Genomic DNA, 17897 nt, shown 5'->3' with positions numbered 1-17897 from the left:
GTTGTTCCTTTCAAAATCAATCGTAGCCGGGAGGGTTGGAAAATCGGCCGTAAGCGGGAGGGCGCGGCCGGGTACTATCCCGGCGGCGGCCCGTCGATAACGACCAGCGCCGTGTTGACCATGGTGCCCGCAGCTTTGAAGGATCCTGCAGGCAGGGCGCGATACTCCACCGCGATCGGTTCGAGCTTCGCGCGCTGGCGCGGGCCGTCGGCACAGATGGCGACCAGTCGGCCGTCAGGTTTCAGGAAGCGCCGCGCGTTCTCAATGTGCTTGATATCGGCGCCGCGCTCGAATGGCGGATTCATGATGATGCGGTCAAACTTGTCCGTTGCGCCGGCCATGTCGAGAAAGTCCGCATTAATGACGGTCAGCCCGCTGAAGCGGTCGGCCAGCGCTTGGCACAGTTTGGTATTGATCTCGACCGCCACCACCTGGAGACCATCGGCACAGTTGCGCGCGGCCTCGATAAGCGCGCCGGTTCCTGCGCTCGGCTCCAAGATGCGCTGCCCGGGCCGGATGTGGGCGGCCTCGGCGACGTCCGCGGCGAGTTCGTCCGACGTCGGGAAGAGTTGAGGCGCGACGACTACTTGAACGCCGCCGCCTTTCAGCATGGCCCGCATTGCCTCGAAGCTGTCCGCGGCGGTTGGCTCCGGCAAATCGGCCGTATCCGGGACCGGAGCGAGAACGCGCGGGCGCAGGTCTGCCGGCACCGCCTCGGCCTCGAACGGCAGGCCGGCCAGCTGGCAGAACTGCCGCCAGGCTGTAGCCTCGTCGTCGCACCAGTCGGTGACGTGTCCGCCGAGGCCAACACGGAATTGGCCGAGTCCGGTGATGATCTCGGCGCCGACGCGCACGGCCTCCGCCTTGGCATCGCCGAGACGCAGCGGCTCCTCCGCGGGCGCAACCGGGACCAGCGCCGGCACGGCCCCGGGCTCATCCTGGGCCACGATCTCGACCGACGCGCCGGTGATCTCGCCAGCCGTTGCCAGCATGGCGTCAAGATCGACCGCGGGCGGCGCCACATACTCGGCCACGAAATCGGCCGGCGCTTGCGGCTCGGCGGCCGACGCGATCTTGGGCGGATCGACGCGCTTTGCATCCGTAATGAAAACTTGCTGGCGCTCCCACATCTTGCCCGGTACCGGCATGAACCGCGCGCGGTGCTTCTGGGCGGTCTCGGTCGCTTCGATCCCGCGCACATAGGAGAAATCCGACCATTGCCGGCGGCCTTTCCATTCCGCCTCCGTCATCTCGCGGAATCCTTCGCCGGGATAGTTGCAGAGCGGCGGCAGCTTGGTTGCGGCCTTCGCTGCGGCGACGTTCTCGGCGCTCGGCGCGCGATAATCGCGGATGCTCTCCACCTTCCAATGCGCTTGCTTGCCGCGCGATCCGGCCGGCGTGGTCGTCGTCATGCTGGAAACTGAGCCGTTAGCGCCGCGGTTGACCTTCAACACCGTAACCCATTCATCGCTGCGACGTGTCTGCACCTCACCGCCCACGGCGAAGGCGAAGCGGTCGGCCAGCGGGTTAGCGGTCGCCTCGGTGCCGATCTGCTCGGCCAACATCGCGCGTTCATAGGCCAGCCGGTTGTCATAGTGCGCAACCCAACGGTCTCGCCAAGGCCCGGAACGCTGCAGGCTCGGAATCGCGATAGCGGCGGCCTGCGCGGCGGTGATGACGTTCCCGTCAATTGCGGACCAAAGGCCCATCGGTCCCTCATACTGCGAGGAGGGCGGATCGCGCGGATAGTCAGCCAGCGGAAACGACATCGACCAATAACCGCTGCTGTTGGCCACGGTCAGACCGGCCGCGCGCTGCTTCTCCAGGTCGGTGATGCCGGCGACGATCTGCCAGGCCTTCAGCTGCCTTTCGGTTTCTGCTTGCTGGCGTTCCAGCTTCCGCTTATCGGACTCAATGCCCTTGATGCGGCGATGACGCACCGCCGGCAGTTCCTTGTATTTCGCGTGAGCGATGGCGCCGGCCGCGCGCGCCGTCCAATATTTCGAGGTGTCCCAGAGTTTGAGAGCCTTGCGCATGCCGGAATCCATGCGCTCTTTGTCCCTGCGGGCGCTCTTCTCCGAATGATGGCCGACCAAGATCGGCTGCCCCATCGCGAACCGTTCCGCGATCTGGTCCACGGCCTCGCGCGCGCGGTTGGCTTCTGAAAGCCGCTTGTCGCTGTACTCGTCGAAGCGGTCGGCGCGATCCTCGGCGCGCTCTACCAGGCTCTTGTCCTCGTCGCCGATCTCGCCACACATCTCAATCAGCAAATCTTCGGCGCTTGGGCTCCAGGACGGTTTGACGAACAGTTCTTGGCGCGGCGCCCACTTGAAGCCGGCGGCCTTCACGCGCGCGTACTCCTCGGCGTCCAGGCGGTGCGCCGGATAAAGGCGCAGCTTGTTATCATCGGGCGAATAGGTGGCGGAATGCTGCATGTGTTTCTGTCCTTCCGATTTGCGCACAATCGCGCGGGGGTGCTTCTCTAATTTGTGTCGGCCGAACCTGTCAAGCGGTGTTGCGCAAAATCGGCCGTAGCTCGGGGGTGCAAAATCGATCGTAGCCGGGACTATGCCGCGGTGCCGACGCGGGCCAGCGCCGCGGCGTGGTACTCGCTGCCCTCGGCGGCCTTGGCCTTTACGAATGCCTCGGCCTCGTCGTCGTAGCTGACGCCACCGCGAACAAAGATGGATGACTCCACGTCGGCCTGTATCTCAAGCGCGCCGGTGTCGCTGTTCTCGAACAGGCCCCAGCCCTCGGCGCGCGCGCGCTCGTCTTGGCCTATGATCACCTCCGGAAACGGGTGGATGCTTTCACCGTCGCAGACCTCGCGCGCGGTCTCATATGTCGCGCCGTCATCCGCGCTTGCCGCGGCCTTCCAGGACTCGAACCGGTTTCCATCGAACCAGAAGCCGCCAAAGTCGCCGCCATGCTTCCAGCCGGCGGCAATCACGGCATTTTCGTAATCCTCATCCGTGACCACACGGACCGTTGCGGCCTCGATGATACCGCCCGAAATGCAGGCGTCGGCGAAACTGCCGTTCTCCTGCATAACTTCGCCGGTCTCGTCGGCGCCTTCCGTGTCGTAGTCGATGACGTCATACGCGAGGCCGATCAAAGCCGGGTTGTCAGAAACCACGGTTTGGCAAAGGCCTCCTTCCATGATCACGGCAACATGCAGCCGAGGCGCAACCGAGGAGGCTTCGAGCGCCGCCCGGATCGCCGGCCAGCGCCGCGCCAGGCGCGCCGTCACGTCGGCATGATCGACCATCGCGCCGGTTTCAAATTCCGGGTTGTCGTCGCGGATAGCCTGCAGGACGGTCAGCGCCGCGGGCATCGCCGCGCCGGCAATAGCGGCCTTGATCGCGCGCAGCTGCGCAAATGAAATCCGCATGCCGGTCATATCCTCCGGCGCGCGCTCCGGATCATCCGGCATTTCGGCAAAGGCGCCGAGGGAAGCCACCAGCGAAGGCGCCGAGGCCGGCGAGGGAAGCGCGCGCGGTTCCTCGCCTTCCAGATGGATGGAGTCCTCCGGCCATTCCGTGCCGTCACGCGCCACGAAAAGCAGTTTCCCGCGCTCGTCCTTTGTCGTGTGCTGGCCATCCCAGCAAACCTTAGTCTCGTCGCAATATTCGAATTCGAGCGATCCATCAGGCTTGCGGCCGAGAACTTCGCACCAGGCATTGCCGGGGATTAGGTCAGCCGTTCCGACAATCTCGCTACCGTTCGGGGCAAATGCTTGCATTGGTTTTGGTCTCCTGTTGCTTTGCGCACTATCGCGCAGATGGGGAATCAAGCGGCGCCGGGGGTGCATGCCATCCACGGCAGAAATCGGCCGTAGCCGGGAGTCAGGTTGCGGTTTGTGCGGGCGTCGGCGCCGGATCAATCCAAACCTTGCACTCTCCGCGGTTCGGCAACTTCCGCTTTTTCAGGCGGCCTTCAACGAATGCCCGGCGGTACTCGGCCGCGGTTTCGGTGCGGCCGGCGTCGCGAGCGGCGCGGGTGGAGTCGCGCAGATACCAGCAAAGCAGGAAGAGGCCGCGGTCATTGTCGCCATAGCGGCGGAGCGCGCGCGCCAGCATCCAGTCACCGCGCCACACTTCCCAACCGCCGCCATGATGGACGCGAATAAGGACGGAAGAGTCCCGTTCGCTTTCGCGCTCCATGGTGCGCGTGAACCGGGCGAAGTGCACCCAAAACGTATGAGATTCATACGTTGTATTGTCTTCGACGAAACCAGGCAGTTTCCGGGTTTCAACGATGGTTTCCGCCGTGAGACACTGAGCGGGGTCAAATTCCAGTTCGCCAAAGCCGCCGGGCTGGTAAAGATGGCCGCAGGTATGAAGGCAAGTCAGGGCGTGCATATCGTTTCCTTTCGCATTGCGCACAATCGCGCATGTTGAAAAATCGAGCGGCGCCGGGGCTAGAGCTCAATCTCTTGCAGCGTCACGCCATCGTCGGCGGCGTACTCCACAACCAGGTTAATCGCCCAATCCTCGGCCGCGCCGGTCGCTTCGCTGTCACCGTCATGTTTCGAATTGACGCGCGCGCAGGCGTCGGCGGCCCATCGCGCAAGCCCGGGAACGTCGCCGTAGAGGTCGCGCGCGCGATCCAGTACCGACGACTCCGAGAAGCAAATGAGGCCGTAAATCCCGGTGATGTGCTCGGCGTCATAAAGCAGCGACAAGCCATCCTCACGGGTTGAGCGCTGGCGGGCGTAGCGCCAGGCTACGACGTAGCGCTGCAGCGCGCGCCGGAGGCGCCAGCGATACCTTGAAGCCTCGTTAACGAGGAGGGCGAGCGGCGAGCGGGACAACGAAAGATGCATGGCGGTTCCTTTGTTCTGAGTTGGGAAATCGGCCGGCGCCGGGAGGTTCAGCAATTCACGCTTTGCGAGCCGGCGGCGCCCTTCAACTTCTTGAAGCCGGGCGGGGAGCGATCGCCGCGCGCGATCCGCATTGACGCGCTCGCCGGCTGGCCGGTTTCCTCAATGCTCTTGCAGTAGGCCGCAAACTCCCGCTCGGCGTCGGCCGCGCGCGCGATATCGACGACGAGGCGCGCCACCGGGCCGGCTTGCATGATAGACGTCAAGATGCAATCGCCTTGGACGGTTGCGGGGTGGCAATCAAGAATAAGTTTCGGCATGTCGTTAGCTCCTTTTGGTCTGCGCACAATCGCGCGGGAAATCGGCCGTAGCCGAGGGATTGGGGAAATCGGCCGCAGCCGGGACTAGGCTGCGGCGGCTTGCTCGGCCGGCTTTTCCTCGGTTTGCGAAACGTCGAAAACTGGCACCAGAATAAACCGCACCGACTCCGCCACGGCCTCGGCCGCGGCGCCGTCCGCGCTCGGCGCCGCCGAAGTTTCGGCCGCCGCGCGCCGGCCGGACGGGGCAAAGATATAGATTGCGGACTCGCCTTTCCGCACCGCGCGGCCGGCGGCAAGCCATTGATTGAAGCCGCCGAGCATGGTTGCGCCTTCGCACTGCATCGCCGCCAGCATGTGATTTTTGCTGGATATCGGCCGCGCGTCCGCGGTGAGGATCGGCGTGCGCTGCAGCCAAAGCGCCTTTTGCTCGTCTGTCATGTTGGCAATTTGGCGCGCCAGCTGCGCGGCCTTTTCTTTGTTGGGATTCGATTTCCGCATTGTCTGTTTTCCTTTCTGTTTGCGCACAATCGCGCGTGTAAATTCGAGAGGCCGAGGCGCGCCGCGGCCTAGTTCAGTTCCCAAGCGCGCAATTCGACGGTTGAGCGCTTGCCGCGCTTGAATTCCTCGCAACGGCGCGCGTACTCCTCGGCCTCGGCCGCGGTATCAAACCGCGGCGTTAACTCGCCCCAATTGTTGAACTCGGCGCGGTCAACAAGGCGAAACTGTGCCCCGTCCGGTAGGATATCGAAACCATAGGCGTGCATTGCTGGCGCCTCCGATTAGGCCGAGCGGATCGCGCAGAAAGGCGCAACCGGGAGGGAATGACGAGGCGCGCCGAGCGATGACGAGGCCAGGAAGCGCGCGGCGCGGGAAGGCGCAACCGGGAGAGGCGCGGCCGATTTGGGCGCGGGCGCAACCGGGAGGGAATTGGCCGTATCCGGGAGGGATGGCGCCGCGGCGGTTTCGACGCTGGCGGGATTGTCTGCGACAAGCCGCAACCGCGGCGCCTCGGCCTCTGCCTTGGCTGCAGCTGCGCGCGCCTCGGCCTCTTGCTCGGCGCGCCGGCCGGCCTCGGCCATAGCCTCGGCCTCGGCCTTTGCGGCGGCTTTGGCCTCACGGATCGCAGCGCGGCGCCGCGCTTCAATCTCCAGCCATGACAAGCCGCCGAGGCGCGCGCGATAGTCGTTAATCTGCGCGCCCAACTCGGCCGCGCGATCCTCATTGGCGCCGGCCAGAATCTCGGCCTCGGCCGAGGCAATGAGATACTGCGCGCGGTAGAAGTCGGCGCGCGTCAACTCGCCGGCCTCGGCCTTTTCCGGCAAGGCCGAGGCCTCGGCGGAAAGCGCGACATGATCGAAACCGCCGCGGCGGAATTCGGCGGTTTTGGCGTTGCATTCGTCGGCGCCATACTCGGCGCCGGTAGCGTCACAGACGGCGGAAACGATGGCCGGAACGTTCACGCAATCGGAACCAATGGCCGAGGCCTTGCCGAATTCCCGGGCAATCCGCGCGCGGTAGAAGGCAAAGGCAACACGCAAGCCGCGGCCGATGTTTACCGGCTTGCCAGGAAGTGAAACCGCCGGCGCGCGCACCACGGCGCCGCAAAAGAACGTGACAACGATAATAGGCGATTTGCCTAGACGTTTGGTTGCACTTGCCGGGATATCATAGTCTGACCACGGCGCGCCGTTGTCGGCGCCAGTCTCGGCCGCCGCGGCCTTGGCTTTCGCCGAGGGAAGGGAGAGGCGCAACAAATCGGCAATCCCTTGCCAGTTCGCGCCGTCAGGATCCTGTTTCGCGTTGTCATAGGCGAGAATTGCGAGCGCGCGCCGTTCCGTTGCCTTGGCAGCCTTTGCCGCGATCAAATCAATCTGTTGCATGGTCCATTGTCCTTTCTGTTGCGCACAATCGCGCGGGAATAGTGAGGGAAGGCGAGGCCAGGTTAAGCGGTGCACTTCGCACGGCGCCGCGCGTCAATCGCGGCGCGTATCTCTTTCTTGAAGCGGGGCGCATACCGGCCATTGAATGCCCGTAGTTCCGCAAAGGCGATATCGGCCGCGGCCTTCGCAAGCCGGTATCGCGGATCAAACTTAATGCGGTCCGGAGTCAACCCCATCGGACCTCGCGCCGGAATCCCCATCTCGGCCGCAAGGCTTTCTGTCACGGCGCCGAGGCGCGCGCCGGCCTCTTTCATCCGAATATCCAACTCGGCCGCGGCGGCTTGGAATGCTGCAAAATCCATTGCGCTTTACCCCATGCTTTCGTCAAAACGTGCGGCCTCAAAGTCGCGGCTTGCCTGTTCAGCCTCGGCGCCGGTCAACATGCGTTTGGAAACCGGATAATAGAACGCGCGCGTTCCTACCGGGATAAAATGCCCGTTCCGGTCATTGGCCGGATATTTGGTAATGATCCATCGCGGATCGCCGCCATATCGTGCCATGTCTGTCTGTCCTTTCGATTTGCGCACAATCGCGCGTTTGAATTCGACGGCGCCGGCCTAGTAGCCTGCAGCCTCGGCGGAATAGTCGCGTTGTATGCTTGCGGCGGCTTGCCAGTCCGGAAACCGCGCACCGTTTTCAACGTCATGGTAACCCGCGGAAAGCCTATCGGCCGCGCAGCTGCAAACGCCATTGCGGGTTAGGCGTCCATCGCAATCCGCGCCATCGTCGCACCATTCGTTAGTCACGGTTTGCCCGTCGAAAGAAAAGATATTGGACTCGCGCGTCCATCCCTCGTCTGTTCTGGCGCCGTGCGAATGGTGCAACGTTTGGCCAGTCCGCAACGCGATACGGACAAGGCCGGATTTGTGATAGTGCCAAAAGCGCGCTGTTTTCATGGTGCGTTTTCTCTCACGGAAGGCGGTTAAAGACGGAATGATAGGCCGCGGCCTCTGCGATGCATTCGCGCGCGGCCTCCAGATTGCGAGCGCGGGCGATAGGCGAGTTTTTCGCGGCGCGCCGATAGTAAGCCGCCCAATGCAAGGCCTCGGCCGCAAGAGCGCGGCGCGGTCTATGGGAAAGCCGGGAAGTGCGCAAGGCAACCGGTCCCGCGGCGCGTTCTGCACGCGCCGTGAATTCCGTTCCGTTGCAAACAATCCAGAATGTCGCGACACGATGGCGCCGGCCTCGCGCCTCGGCGCGTAGGGCGGAAAGAGTGCGGCGGAATGCATCGCGGTTCATTGGCGCGCGCTCCCGATTTCCTTGCTGCAATGGTCGCAAGTCGTTTCCTCGGAATCGTCGCTATCGATCATGTCGCATGCCATGACGCGCCAGCCATCATTGCAGCGATTGGCGATGGACCAAAAGACATTGCGCCGTTCGGAGCGCGCGCAATCAAAGCAAAGCGCGGCGCCGTCCGTTGTGAGGAAGGCAAGCGGATATCCGCCGGGCCAGGCATACGCGCCAGCGCGCAAGGTAGCCTTAAACTCGGCCGCGGTGCGGATCGCGCGGAAATGGCGCCGGTAGACTGCGCGCAACGGCGCGGCCTTGTGCCAATCCGGCCGGCGCGTGTCATACAAGCCGCCATCAGAGTCCGAAACGAAAAGATGAGTTTTCATCGGCGTTAGCCTTTTGCTTTGCGCACAATCGCGCGGGTTAGTTCGCTAGGGATTTGGCTTCACGGTTGAGCGCGGAAACCTCGCGCCGAAACGCCGCGATTCCCTTTTCTCCGATATCGAGTTGTCCGCCGGTCGGAGTCGGCAGATAACCGATATATCCGCGCGTGTTGAAATGCAGCTGGCCAGTCCGCGCGCCGTTCAGCATGACGTCATACCGCGGCGTTGTTTCGAGCATTTGGCAACCGCGGCGGGTTTCGAGCAATTCCAGTTTCCAAGCCATTGGCCGTTGTCCTTTTCGTGTTTGCGCACAATCGCGCGTTGGTCCGCTTTGGCGTTCCGTGCTGCGCAGACATGCTGCGCAGTGTCGCAACGTCAAATCAGGGGAAGGCCGGAAAGCCGGGATAGCGTTTCGGCAATCGCGTGTGTTTCCGTTTGGATTCCGCAATCGGTAATCGCGAGCGCGCAACCGTCATGCTCGCGAGCGTATACAGTCCAAAAGGCGGAATCGTCCGGCGCGCGGTTTCCGGTCACATAGCTTTCGCCCGTGTCCGGATCATGCCGGACACTGCAACCGCCAATTTCCAGCGAACGAAAGGCGGACCAATCCGGCGCCGAGTAATCCGTACAGCAATTGAAATAGACGGCGCCGTCTAGTGTGACTGCAGGCATTGTCCTAGCTCCCTTAGAGGCAAGAATTCAGAAACGCGCGCTTGCCCTCGCGCACCGCGGCGCGGCGAGTCCGCTTGTCGCTCGGCCGGCGGTCGGAATCATGCTTGCGATACTTCATTTGCCTATGTCCTTTTCGGTTTGCGCACAATTGCGCGGTTTCGGCGGTTTGCCGGTTATGCCGTGACGTGCACGGCATAGGCTGCAAATCGCGTTAGTTGATCCGCTCGCATGCGCCGGTTTCGGCGTTCCAGCGTATCAGCATATCGTTCGCGCGGATCGAAAGGCCGCGCGACATGCGGACATTGCGCGGCGCCGGCCGGCCGGTTTGGTGAAACCATTGGCCGAGGCGGAATGCAATGTGTGTTGCGCTACTCCAGAGGTGCGGGTTTTTGGAATCCGGCGCGGCGTATCCGGCCGAGGCGTAGGAAGTCAAATCATCAGGCTTTGCCATGGCGCGCGCCTCACATACAGCAAGCGAAAATGACAAACGTTCCGAGGAAAGCTGCCGCGCAGAACAGGATAAAATCGGAATTCTCTCTCATTGGTCTAGCCTCTCGATTTGCGCACAATTGCGCGGGTTAGGCCGGCCGGTTCAGCGGCGCGGCGAATTGGAACGGCGCGCGCGGCGCCGGATCGAACGGCGCCGAGGCGTTGCCGGCGCATACAGAAAGGGAGCTAGGATGGCCCAGCAAAGGGTATAGAACGCTGCAAGCATAAAACCTGCAAAGGGCGGGTTGGCGATGCAAAAGGAAATGAAAGCGGCGAGCATGGCGCGGCCTAACCAATCGGCCGCGATTGATCGGCGGACACTTCGCAAGAAATGACGCGAAAGCACGCAATGCCTTTGGCGTTCAGTTCCTGATATTTGGCCAGTGAGATACGTTCAGCGAAGCGCGCGCGATCAACGGCGCGGTTGCTGGCATGCTCGGCGGACTGTGAGAATAGACGGATATGGAAGTCACAACCGGTAGCAATGCGGCGGACTGTGACTTGATAGGCGATAGTCTTTGCCATGTCGGCGGCCTTTTGATTTGCGCACAATCGCGCGTTCCGTTCGCCGCACATGCCTATAAAGCGCGGTGCCTGTCAATCCCATAATTCGCTGTTCTGTGAAAAAAGATAGGGTTTTGGCCGGCCGGCCTCACACTAGAGGGAATTGCGGCCTATTCCTGCAGAATGGCGTTTATCCGGCCGAGGCGGAAGGCCTCTTGCATGGGTAGCGCTGGCGAAAGGCCGGCGGCGATGGCGCGACACTTCAGCGCCAGTTCAGCGCTACCGCCTTCCGCGCGCACCGCTGTAACCGTATTGGGCGAGATAAACAGCGCTGCAGCTGCGGCGCCATTGGATAGGCCTAGCTCTTCCTGCCAAGCCATGAATTCGGCCGCGCTGATTCGCATTGCTGCGCCGGCCGAGGCATAGGCGCGGCCTTTGCCGGCTTGCCTCGGCGCCGGGTTATTGGCCTTCGCTGCAGGCATGTCGTTTTCCCTATCCCGTGAGTTTGAACAGTCCATCTAGCGAATAGCTATCACAGAACAGGGAGAGGCCGAGGCCGCGCGGCGCCGTCATGCACCGCCGAGTAGCGGAACCGGATTTGACACTCCGACTCCAGTTATGATTCAGAACAGGCATTCGGCGGAGTGTCGCTGCAGCCAACCCGCCGCGGGAAACCTCGGCGGGTTTAGCGTTTCTGGCCTCGGCGCCTCGGCCTCGGCGGATGAACGCTAGGCCGCAACGTCAACCACACAACGCCACTAGGCACGCTAGGCGAGAGAGAAGGCGGACGGTTACCGCGCGCGGCGCGGCGCCAGCGGCGCCAGCCTCACGGGTTGACACTAATCAGCCAGGCTATCGGCCTCGGCCATCCGGCAAGGCCTCGGCGCCCATAGCTCGGCGCGCCTCAACCGCGCCAATCGCACGCAAAACCCGCCAGAACGGCGCCTAAACCCGCCCATCTCGCCAGCAATCCGGCCGAACCGTACCCCCGGGGGCAATTTCCCGACGGCGCGCGGACCCGGGACCGCTCGGGGTGGCACCTGCACAATTTTTTTGAGGCGGCCCGAATTTTTGGCCGGAACTCGCAAAATGACCGAAAAACCGACCGCCGACGAAAATCCTGCGGAAGCCAGCGATCGCGCTGAAGCGAAGCCGGCGAAGCGGAAGGCGTCGAAACCGAAAAAGCGCGGGACGTCGAGCAAATCGGCGAAGCGCAACAAGGGCGGTCGTCCGGCATGGGCGCCGTCGATCGCGGACCGGCAGACGGTCGAGCGGCTGAAGTTTTGCGGCGAGTCTGAGGCCATGATCGCCCGGGCGCTGAAGGTCGATGTCGACACCCTGCGCAAGCACTGCGCCAACGAGCTCGAGAACGGATACGCGAACCAGCGTGCTGAGGTGACCAAGCTTCTGTTCGAGGCCGCCCACGCGAAGAACGTCTCGGCGATCAAGCGCCTCGACGAAATGGGTAAGGTCTCGCGCGCGGCCGGCTCCGTTGGCGAGCGCGGAAAGCCACAGGCCGCTGCTGCGGCGGCACCGAAGCCCGCCAGGCTGGGGAAGAAGGAAGAGCGTCAGGCGGCCGCCGAGAATGTCGGCGGCAAGTTCAAAGCACCTGAGCCGCCTAAGCTGGTGGTGAACAACCAGTGAGATCCTGGTCAACGGCCTGCCCGGACTGGGAGCGGAGGATCGTTGCCAGGGAGAGCCTGATCCCGTTCGGGCCACTCTTCCCGAATGAGGCCTATGCGGCACTTGAGGTCTTCAAGTCGCTGCACATCGTCGACGCCACGCCGATCGAGGACCCCGAAACCGGCGAGATGCGGCCGCCGACGTTTGGCGAGGCCGGCGAGCAATGGGTATTCGATTTCGTGCTCGCCATCTTTGGCGCGTACGACCATTCGACGGCCAAGAGGCTCATCGACGAGTTCTTCCTGCTGATCAGCAAGAAGAACGGCAAGTCGACGATCGCCGCGGGCATTATGATCACCGCGCTGATACGGAACTGGAGGCATTCCGCTCAGCTCCTGATCTTGGCGCCGACGATCGAGATTGCGAAGAACTCGTTCGACCCGGCGCGCGACATGGTTTACCGCGACGAGGAACTGCGTGACCTCCTTCATGTCCAGGAGAATTTTCGGCAGATCACGCATCGGGTCACGAACGCGGTGCTCCGGGTCGTGGCCGCCGACACCGACACCGTTGGCGGTAAGAAGGCGTCCTTCGTCCTGATCGACGAGCTCTGGCTGTTCGGGAAGCGCGCGAACGCAGAGGCCATGTTTCGGGAGGCGACGGGCGGCTTGGTGTCACGTCCGGAAGGCTTCGTCATCTTCCTGTCGACGCATTCCGACGAACCGCCGACCGGCGTGTTCCTCGAGAAGCTGAAGCTCTACCGCGATATCCGCGACGGCAAGATCTCGGATCCGAAGAAGCTCGGGATGCTCTACGAGTTTCCGGACGCGATGCTCGAGGCCGAGGCTTATCTCGACCCGGCAAACTTCTACGTCACCAATCCGAACCTCGAAGTTTCCGTCTTTTCGGAATGGATCACCGACAAACTGACCGAGGCGCGGCGCGGCGACAAGGCCGGGCTGAACGTCTTCCTTGCGAAGCACCTCAATGTCCAGATCGGATCAAAGCTACGGGCCGATCGGTGGGCCGGCGCAGACTTCTGGAACAAGTCGCAGGAAAGGGTCACGTCGCTCGAGGATCTGCTCAACCGCTGCGAGGTCGCGGTGATCGGGATCGACGGCGGCGGGCTGGACGACCTTCTCGGTCTCGCGGTGCTGGGGCGAGAGAAGAGGGCAGTTGGTTCCGCTGAGGATCTGTCGAAACGGAAGTGGCTGCTGTGGGCGCGGGCCTGGGCGCACGAGATCGTGCTGGAGCGCCGCAAGCAGATCGCCACCGAGCTCGCGGAGTTCGTCAAGGAAAACACGCTCACGATGGTGGAGAAGCCCGGCGACGACGTCACCGCGGTCGCTGACATCGTGGCGCGGGTCGAGGAGTCGGGAAAGTTGGCGGAAGGCCCCGCGATCGCAGTCGACGCCGCCGGCATCGGTTCGATCGTGGACGAGCTCACCAGCGAGGCCCGCGGCTTCGAGAAGGAGCGCATCGTCGGCATCGCGCAGGGCTGGAAGCTGAACGGCGCCATCAAGGACGCGGAGCGGCGGGTTGCCGCCGGCACGCTGATCCATGAAGGCACCCGGTTGATGTCCTGGTCGATCGGCAACGCAAAGGCCGAGCAGCGCGGAAACGCAACGCTCATCACCAAGCAGATCAGCGGTATGGCGAAGATCGATCCCCTGATGGCCGTGTTCGACGCTGTCTCCCTGATGTCGATGAATCCGGAGCCAGCGGGCTCAGCCTACGAGGATGACGACGTCGTGGTGTGATGCAGGCGGCCGCGATCGCTGCCCCGCCGCCTTCTCGCAACTCATCAGGACCGAAATCGCCCATGGGTTGGATCAACAACACCGTTGCCGCAGTGTGGTCGCTCGGTCGTCGTGCAGACGATTCCGGCGAGCAGGAGGAGCGCTACTACGGCGACGATGCTGATTTCTATTACGAGTCGGTAGGCAAGCGGTCGAAGGCCGGGATCCGGATCACACCGATGATCGCGATGCGCCTGTCGGCGTTCGCGGCGTGTGCCAAGGTTCTCGCCGAGACCATCGCGAGCCTGCCGGTCTCGATCAACAAGGTCATGCCGGATGACGGCCGCCTGCCGGCGCCAGGTCATCCGGTAGCGGAACTGATCCGCTTCCAGCCGAACAGGACGCAGACCGCGGCCGAGTTCTGGGAGTCGATCATCCTGCATGCGGTGCTGTTCGGCACCGGTTACGCCGAGATCGTTCCGGGCGCCCGCGGTGCGGTCGACCAACTCAACTTCCTGCGCAGCGATCGCGTCACACAGGACCAGCTTCGTGACGGGACGCTGCGGTTCACCGTCACCAACCCGACTTCCGGAGGATCTCGGGTTCTTCTGCAGGACGAGGTGCTGCGCATCCCGAGCCTGTCGCTCGATGGCGTCAATGGTCTCAGCATGCTGGATCTCGCCGCCGAGTCGATCGGCCTCGGCGTCGCCGCGGACCAGTACGCCTCGCGCATCTTCTCGAACAACCTCAACATGGGCGGTTTCATCACCACCCAGAAGCGGATGAGCCCGCAGGCGGTGCGGCGTCTGATCGCACGCCTCATGGAGAAGTACGCCAGCCCGGAAAATTTCCACCGTCCGGCGGTTCTCCAGGACGGCGCCAAGTTCGAGCCGGCTTCGATGAAGGCGAGCGAGGCTCAGCTGCTCGAGGCCCGGAAGTGGCAGATCGCCGAACTGGCGCGCTTCTTCCGCATCCCGCTGCACATGCTCGGCGTCGACGACCAGACGAATCGGTCGACGGTCGAAGAGCAGTCCATCAACTTCGTGAAGTACACCATCCGGCCTTGGGCCCGGAAAATCGAGCAGGCGATCCGCCGCGACCTCATCATCGCGACCGGCCTGTACGAGGTGAAGTTCAATCTCGACGCGCTGGAGCGCGGCAACCTCGAAGCCCGGCGGAACTATTGGTCGGCGGCGCTCGGCGCCGGCGGCGCCCCGGGCTGGATGACCATCAACGAGGTCCGCGTCGCGGAAGGCCTCAACCGGATCAACGAGCCGTGGGCCGACCAGGTGTCGCGCGGAGCCTATCAGCAGCAGCAGCAGGTGCTGCCGCAGGCGGCCGATGAGCGCTTCGCGGTGGCTCTGCCGGCGCCGCCCGAGAAGATCGAAGACAACACGCCGGAAGCCGTTGCGGCTCGAGTCGCCCGGAAGGAGAACCAGGCGCTCCGCAAGGCTTCGCTGAAGTTCGCTGCCGATCCGGACGGCATGCGCGAATTCATCATGGCGTTCTACGGCGGCCACGTCAGCTTCGTGATGCAGAACCTGCAGATCTCGCGCGACGGCGCGCGGGCGTACTGCGCGCATCAGCGCGACGAGGCCTTGGGTGCCAACGACATCGTGGCGTTGCTCGATCGGCGAGACGAGAAGCTCGCCGGTCAGATCGCCGCCGTCCTCAAGAAACACGGAGCCCAAAATGGGGAAGATGCAGCAGTTTAAGCGCGAGATCCGGAGTTCCAACGGCCGGATGTTTGCGTTCGACCTGCGGAACGGTTTCGGCGCGGTCCTCGGTGGCCTCTTCGAGCGCGTCGCGCGCGGCAGGGTCCACGACAAGGAAATCCGCGAGATCTATGGCCTCGAGGACGAGGACGGAACCGAGCCGAAGCATGTCCGGATGTCGGCCGGCCCGCAGATGTCGCCGAGCGCGAAGGCCGGCAAGTATACCGCGCTCGTCTCGCTGCATGGCGTCGCGCTCTACGACCTCGAGTACCAGCCGTATTGCTTCTCGACCCTGCTGCTGTCCCAGATCATGGACAGCCTGGCGAACGATCCGTCGGTCGACATGATCGTGCTCGACATCAACACGCCCGGCGGCGCCGTCACGGGCACGCAGGAGGCGGCTGATGCTGTCTATCGGGCGGCCCGCAAGAAGACGGTGGTCGGCATCATCAATCCGCTGTGCGCATCGGCCGGATACTGGATCGGCAGCCAGTGCACCAAGCTGGTCTCGGTGCCGTCGGGCGACATCGGTTCGATCGGCGTCTTCATGTGCCACTACGACTGCTCGGCGCTGATGGCCGACAACGGCATCAAGCCGACCTTCATCTATGCCGGCGAGTACAAGACCGAAGGCAACTCGATGGAGCCGCTGAGCGACGAAGCGAAGGCGTTCTATCAGTCCGAGGTCGATCAGACCTATGACGACTTCCTGACCGCTGTCGCGCGCGGCCGCGGCGTCACCAAGGACGTCGTGCTCGAGAAGTTCGGCAAGGGCCGCTGCTACAGCGCTCCGATGGCGAAGCGTCTCGGCATGATCGACGACGTCGCCACGATCAAGATGGCCCTGCAGGGCGTCGGTCTCACGATGGAGATGCCGGAAGAGGGTGGTCGTCGTCGTCGCGGTGACGAACAGGCCCCCGACGAGAGCGCGGACTCCGCTGCCGCCGAGGCGCCCGCGGGCGATGAACGTCCGACCGAGATCGATGCGGCTGCCGCCACGAACCAGATCCTCTCCACGGAAGGCTGCACGCCGATCACGCTCCGCCAGGACGTCGAGGGCGACGAGCGCAAGATTTACGTCGTGGAGCAGTGGCCCGCCAAGTCGATCATCTCGGAAGGTTTGATCGAGGACCCGTCTTCGTACCTGAAGGTCGCCGGCGAGACGATCACCATCGGAGTCGAGAATGGTGCCGCGGTCTACAGCAAGATCGGAGTTTCGGCGATCGGCGATTGGGTCTGCTCGCTGGCTGCCGGCAGCAGCTTCACGGAGCCGCCGCCGAACAAGGTCGAGGCGGAATTGGCTGAGCGGAAGCAAGCCGCTGAGGCCCGCCGCCGCCGGCTCGCTTTGCTCGGCGCCTAAGAGGAAACGGTCGCTCCATGAACAAGCCCATGACGTTCCAGACTTTTGCCGGTTTCCTCGCCGCTGTGATCGACGCCGCGCGGGCAGGTGACAGCGATCATCGCCTGGTGCCAGCCGCTACCGTGTCCGGCCTCAGCGGGGTTTCCGGACCGGACGGCGGCTTCCTCGTCCCTGTGGAGTTTGCCGCGGCCTTGTGGACGCGCGTCTACGCCACCGGCCGCATTCTGGCTCGCTGCGATCGCCAGCCCCTCACCATTGGCGACAAGCTCATTATCCCGGCGATCTCGGAGTCCGATCGCGGTGACGCCGAACAGCCCGTGAACTCGCGGTTCGGCGGCGCCCGAATGTATTGGACGGACCAGGGCGGCGACGCCAACGATTCCTCTCTGAAGTTCGATCTGCTCGAGCTCAAACTCAAGAAGCTCCTCGGCATGTTCTTCACCACCGAAGAGCTCAACGAGGATGCGCCGGCACTCGCCGCGGCGCTGATCAGGATCTTCGGCCTCGAAGCGGCATTCGGGATTGAGCGCGCGATCGTTGCAGGTAGCGGCGTCGGCGAGCCGCTCGGGATCCTGAATGCCCCGGGTCTGCTGACGGTACCGAAGGATAACGGCCAGGCGGCTGGGACGATTTCCACGACCAACCTCTCCGCGATGGCCGCCGGGCTCTGGGGCCCGTCGCATGCCACGGCGATTTGGATGATGGGCAACGACGCCTTTGGGCAGATCGTCGCCCTGGAGGAGAGTACCGGCACCAAGCTGTTCGAGACCGGTTCGAACGGCGAGCGCCGGCTGCTGCAGATGCCCGTCGAGCTCTGCGAGTACACCGCACCGCTCGGCGCCGCCGGCGACGTCGTTCTGGCGGACATGAGCCAGTACATCGTTGCGGAGAAGGAGCAGGAGGCGGGCGGAGTGCTGAGCTCGATCCACGCGAAATTCGTGACCGATGAGATGGCGTTCAAGCTTCGCTATCGCGTCGACGGCGCGCCTGCGTGGAAGACGCCGATCACGCCGCGCAACTCCACCAACAAGCAGTCGGCCTTCGTCGCGCTCGGCGCGCGCTGACTCCTACCGAAATTCGCGGAGTGGGGGCGCAGTCGC

At 63.7% G+C, this 17897-nt stretch carries 23 protein-coding genes; 5 read left to right on the top strand and 18 right to left on the bottom strand.

The window, feature by feature from the left end:
• Window positions 1–74: 74 nt before the first annotated feature.
• The 18 genes from ACVMIH_RS08465 to ACVMIH_RS08380 form a co-directional block, all read right to left on the bottom strand.
• Window positions 75–2435 carry a DUF3560 domain-containing protein gene (locus tag ACVMIH_RS08465; protein WP_456861312.1) on the bottom strand — a complete coding sequence of 787 codons (2361 nt, stop codon included), beginning with the start codon at window positions 2433–2435 and terminating at the stop codon, window positions 75–77.
• 131 nt (window positions 2436–2566) lie between these two features.
• A complete protein-coding gene (locus tag ACVMIH_RS08460) occupies window positions 2567–3820 on the bottom strand; it encodes a hypothetical protein (RefSeq protein WP_456861310.1) in 1254 nt (417 codons plus the stop codon).
• A 25-nt stretch (window positions 3821–3845) separates the two neighbouring features.
• Window positions 3846–4361: a hypothetical protein gene (locus ACVMIH_RS08455; RefSeq protein WP_456861308.1), complete on the bottom strand. Its 516-nt coding sequence runs from the start codon at window positions 4359–4361 to the stop codon at window positions 3846–3848.
• A 59-nt stretch (window positions 4362–4420) separates the two neighbouring features.
• A complete protein-coding gene (locus ACVMIH_RS08450; protein ID WP_456861306.1) occupies window positions 4421–4825 on the bottom strand; it encodes a hypothetical protein in 405 nt (134 codons plus the stop codon).
• 47 nt (window positions 4826–4872) lie between these two features.
• Window positions 4873–5061: a hypothetical protein gene (locus ACVMIH_RS08445; RefSeq protein WP_456861304.1), complete on the bottom strand. Its 189-nt coding sequence runs from the start codon at window positions 5059–5061 to the stop codon at window positions 4873–4875.
• Window positions 5062–5226: 165 nt separating this feature from the next.
• The gene (locus ACVMIH_RS08440) at window positions 5227–5640 is read right to left on the bottom strand and encodes an ArdC-like ssDNA-binding domain-containing protein (RefSeq protein ID WP_456861302.1); all 414 of its coding nucleotides are present in this window, start codon (window positions 5638–5640) and stop codon (window positions 5227–5229) included.
• Window positions 5641–5708: 68 nt separating this feature from the next.
• Window positions 5709–5906, bottom strand: a complete 198-nt coding sequence (locus ACVMIH_RS08435) for a hypothetical protein (RefSeq protein WP_456861300.1) — start codon at window positions 5904–5906, stop codon at window positions 5709–5711.
• A 15-nt stretch (window positions 5907–5921) separates the two neighbouring features.
• The gene (locus ACVMIH_RS08430; RefSeq protein ID WP_456861298.1) at window positions 5922–7022 is read right to left on the bottom strand and encodes a hypothetical protein; all 1101 of its coding nucleotides are present in this window, start codon (window positions 7020–7022) and stop codon (window positions 5922–5924) included.
• Between the two features lie 62 nt (window positions 7023–7084).
• Entirely contained in the window at window positions 7085–7384 is a 300-nt protein-coding gene (locus ACVMIH_RS08425) for a hypothetical protein (protein WP_456861296.1), read from the bottom strand.
• 6 nt (window positions 7385–7390) lie between these two features.
• Window positions 7391–7582: a hypothetical protein gene (locus ACVMIH_RS08420; protein WP_456861295.1), complete on the bottom strand. Its 192-nt coding sequence runs from the start codon at window positions 7580–7582 to the stop codon at window positions 7391–7393.
• A gap of 57 nt (window positions 7583–7639) precedes the next feature.
• Window positions 7640–7978 (bottom strand): hypothetical protein, encoded by a 339-nt coding sequence (locus ACVMIH_RS08415; RefSeq protein WP_456861293.1) that lies wholly within the window; start codon window positions 7976–7978, stop codon window positions 7640–7642.
• Window positions 7979–7991: 13 nt separating this feature from the next.
• A complete protein-coding gene (locus tag ACVMIH_RS08410) occupies window positions 7992–8321 on the bottom strand; it encodes a hypothetical protein (RefSeq protein ID WP_456861291.1) in 330 nt (109 codons plus the stop codon).
• Window positions 8318–8698: a hypothetical protein gene (locus ACVMIH_RS08405; protein ID WP_456861289.1), complete on the bottom strand. Its 381-nt coding sequence runs from the start codon at window positions 8696–8698 to the stop codon at window positions 8318–8320. Before ACVMIH_RS08405 ends, ACVMIH_RS08410 begins: the two co-directional genes overlap by 4 nt.
• Before the next feature lie 37 nt (window positions 8699–8735).
• Window positions 8736–8978: a hypothetical protein gene (locus ACVMIH_RS08400; protein ID WP_456861287.1), complete on the bottom strand. Its 243-nt coding sequence runs from the start codon at window positions 8976–8978 to the stop codon at window positions 8736–8738.
• A 92-nt stretch (window positions 8979–9070) separates the two neighbouring features.
• Window positions 9071–9367, bottom strand: a complete 297-nt coding sequence (locus tag ACVMIH_RS08395; RefSeq protein ID WP_456861285.1) for a hypothetical protein — start codon at window positions 9365–9367, stop codon at window positions 9071–9073.
• A 211-nt stretch (window positions 9368–9578) separates the two neighbouring features.
• On the bottom strand, window positions 9579–9854 hold the full coding sequence (locus ACVMIH_RS08390; RefSeq protein WP_456861283.1) for a hypothetical protein: 276 nt from the start codon (window positions 9852–9854) through the stop codon (window positions 9579–9581).
• 290 nt (window positions 9855–10144) lie between these two features.
• Complete coding sequence (locus ACVMIH_RS08385; RefSeq protein ID WP_253640015.1) at window positions 10145–10381, bottom strand: hypothetical protein; 237 nt, start codon at window positions 10379–10381, stop codon at window positions 10145–10147.
• Window positions 10382–10530: 149 nt separating this feature from the next.
• Window positions 10531–10842 (bottom strand): hypothetical protein, encoded by a 312-nt coding sequence (locus tag ACVMIH_RS08380; RefSeq protein WP_456861281.1) that lies wholly within the window; start codon window positions 10840–10842, stop codon window positions 10531–10533.
• 589 nt (window positions 10843–11431) lie between these two features.
• Between ACVMIH_RS08380 and ACVMIH_RS08375 the strand changes: the two genes are divergently transcribed.
• The 5 genes from ACVMIH_RS08375 (at window position 11432) to ACVMIH_RS08355 (ending at window position 17861) form a co-directional block, all read left to right on the top strand.
• Complete coding sequence (locus tag ACVMIH_RS08375; protein WP_456861279.1) at window positions 11432–12004, top strand: hypothetical protein; 573 nt, start codon at window positions 11432–11434, stop codon at window positions 12002–12004.
• Window positions 12001–13743 (top strand): terminase large subunit, encoded by a 1743-nt coding sequence (locus ACVMIH_RS08370; RefSeq protein WP_456861277.1) that lies wholly within the window; start codon window positions 12001–12003, stop codon window positions 13741–13743. The genes ACVMIH_RS08375 and ACVMIH_RS08370 overlap by 4 nt, the downstream gene beginning before the upstream one ends.
• Window positions 13744–13805: 62 nt before the next feature.
• Entirely contained in the window at window positions 13806–15437 is a 1632-nt protein-coding gene (locus ACVMIH_RS08365; protein WP_456861275.1) for a phage portal protein, read from the top strand.
• Complete coding sequence (locus ACVMIH_RS08360; protein ID WP_456861273.1) at window positions 15415–16797, top strand: S49 family peptidase; 1383 nt, start codon at window positions 15415–15417, stop codon at window positions 16795–16797. The genes ACVMIH_RS08365 and ACVMIH_RS08360 overlap by 23 nt, the downstream gene beginning before the upstream one ends.
• Before the next feature lie 65 nt (window positions 16798–16862).
• Window positions 16863–17861: a phage major capsid protein gene (locus ACVMIH_RS08355; protein WP_456861272.1), complete on the top strand. Its 999-nt coding sequence runs from the start codon at window positions 16863–16865 to the stop codon at window positions 17859–17861.
• Window positions 17862–17897 lie beyond the last annotated feature (36 nt).

The organism is Bradyrhizobium sp. USDA 4503 (assembly GCF_054055815.1).
This window is presented reverse-complemented; position numbering and strand designations above follow the sequence as displayed.

Excerpts from the sequence above, each read along its gene's own strand:
- ACVMIH_RS08465 (WP_456861312.1), bottom strand. The coding sequence starts at position 2,435 with ATGCAGCATTCCGCCACCTATTCGCCCGATGATAACAAGCTGCGCCTT.
- ACVMIH_RS08455 (WP_456861308.1), bottom strand. The coding sequence starts at position 4,361 with ATGCACGCCCTGACTTGCCTTCATACCTGCGGCCATCTTTACCAGCCC.
- ACVMIH_RS08450 (WP_456861306.1), bottom strand. The coding sequence starts at position 4,825 with ATGCATCTTTCGTTGTCCCGCTCGCCGCTCGCCCTCCTCGTTAACGAG.
- ACVMIH_RS08440 (WP_456861302.1), bottom strand. The coding sequence starts at position 5,640 with ATGCGGAAATCGAATCCCAACAAAGAAAAGGCCGCGCAGCTGGCGCGC.
- ACVMIH_RS08435 (WP_456861300.1), bottom strand. The coding sequence starts at position 5,906 with ATGCACGCCTATGGTTTCGATATCCTACCGGACGGGGCACAGTTTCGC.
- ACVMIH_RS08430 (WP_456861298.1), bottom strand. The coding sequence starts at position 7,022 with ATGCAACAGATTGATTTGATCGCGGCAAAGGCTGCCAAGGCAACGGAA.
- ACVMIH_RS08425 (WP_456861296.1), bottom strand. The coding sequence starts at position 7,384 with ATGGATTTTGCAGCATTCCAAGCCGCCGCGGCCGAGTTGGATATTCGG.
- ACVMIH_RS08420 (WP_456861295.1), bottom strand. The coding sequence starts at position 7,582 with ATGGCACGATATGGCGGCGATCCGCGATGGATCATTACCAAATATCCG.
- ACVMIH_RS08415 (WP_456861293.1), bottom strand. The coding sequence starts at position 7,978 with ATGAAAACAGCGCGCTTTTGGCACTATCACAAATCCGGCCTTGTCCGT.
- ACVMIH_RS08410 (WP_456861291.1), bottom strand. The coding sequence starts at position 8,321 with ATGAACCGCGATGCATTCCGCCGCACTCTTTCCGCCCTACGCGCCGAG.
- ACVMIH_RS08405 (WP_456861289.1), bottom strand. The coding sequence starts at position 8,698 with ATGAAAACTCATCTTTTCGTTTCGGACTCTGATGGCGGCTTGTATGAC.
- ACVMIH_RS08400 (WP_456861287.1), bottom strand. The coding sequence starts at position 8,978 with ATGGCTTGGAAACTGGAATTGCTCGAAACCCGCCGCGGTTGCCAAATG.
- ACVMIH_RS08395 (WP_456861285.1), bottom strand. The coding sequence starts at position 9,367 with ATGCCTGCAGTCACACTAGACGGCGCCGTCTATTTCAATTGCTGTACG.
- ACVMIH_RS08385 (WP_253640015.1), bottom strand. The coding sequence starts at position 10,381 with ATGGCAAAGACTATCGCCTATCAAGTCACAGTCCGCCGCATTGCTACC.
- ACVMIH_RS08380 (WP_456861281.1), bottom strand. The coding sequence starts at position 10,842 with ATGCCTGCAGCGAAGGCCAATAACCCGGCGCCGAGGCAAGCCGGCAAA.
- ACVMIH_RS08365 (WP_456861275.1), top strand. The coding sequence starts at position 13,806 with ATGGGTTGGATCAACAACACCGTTGCCGCAGTGTGGTCGCTCGGTCGT.
- ACVMIH_RS08360 (WP_456861273.1), top strand. The coding sequence starts at position 15,415 with ATGGGGAAGATGCAGCAGTTTAAGCGCGAGATCCGGAGTTCCAACGGC.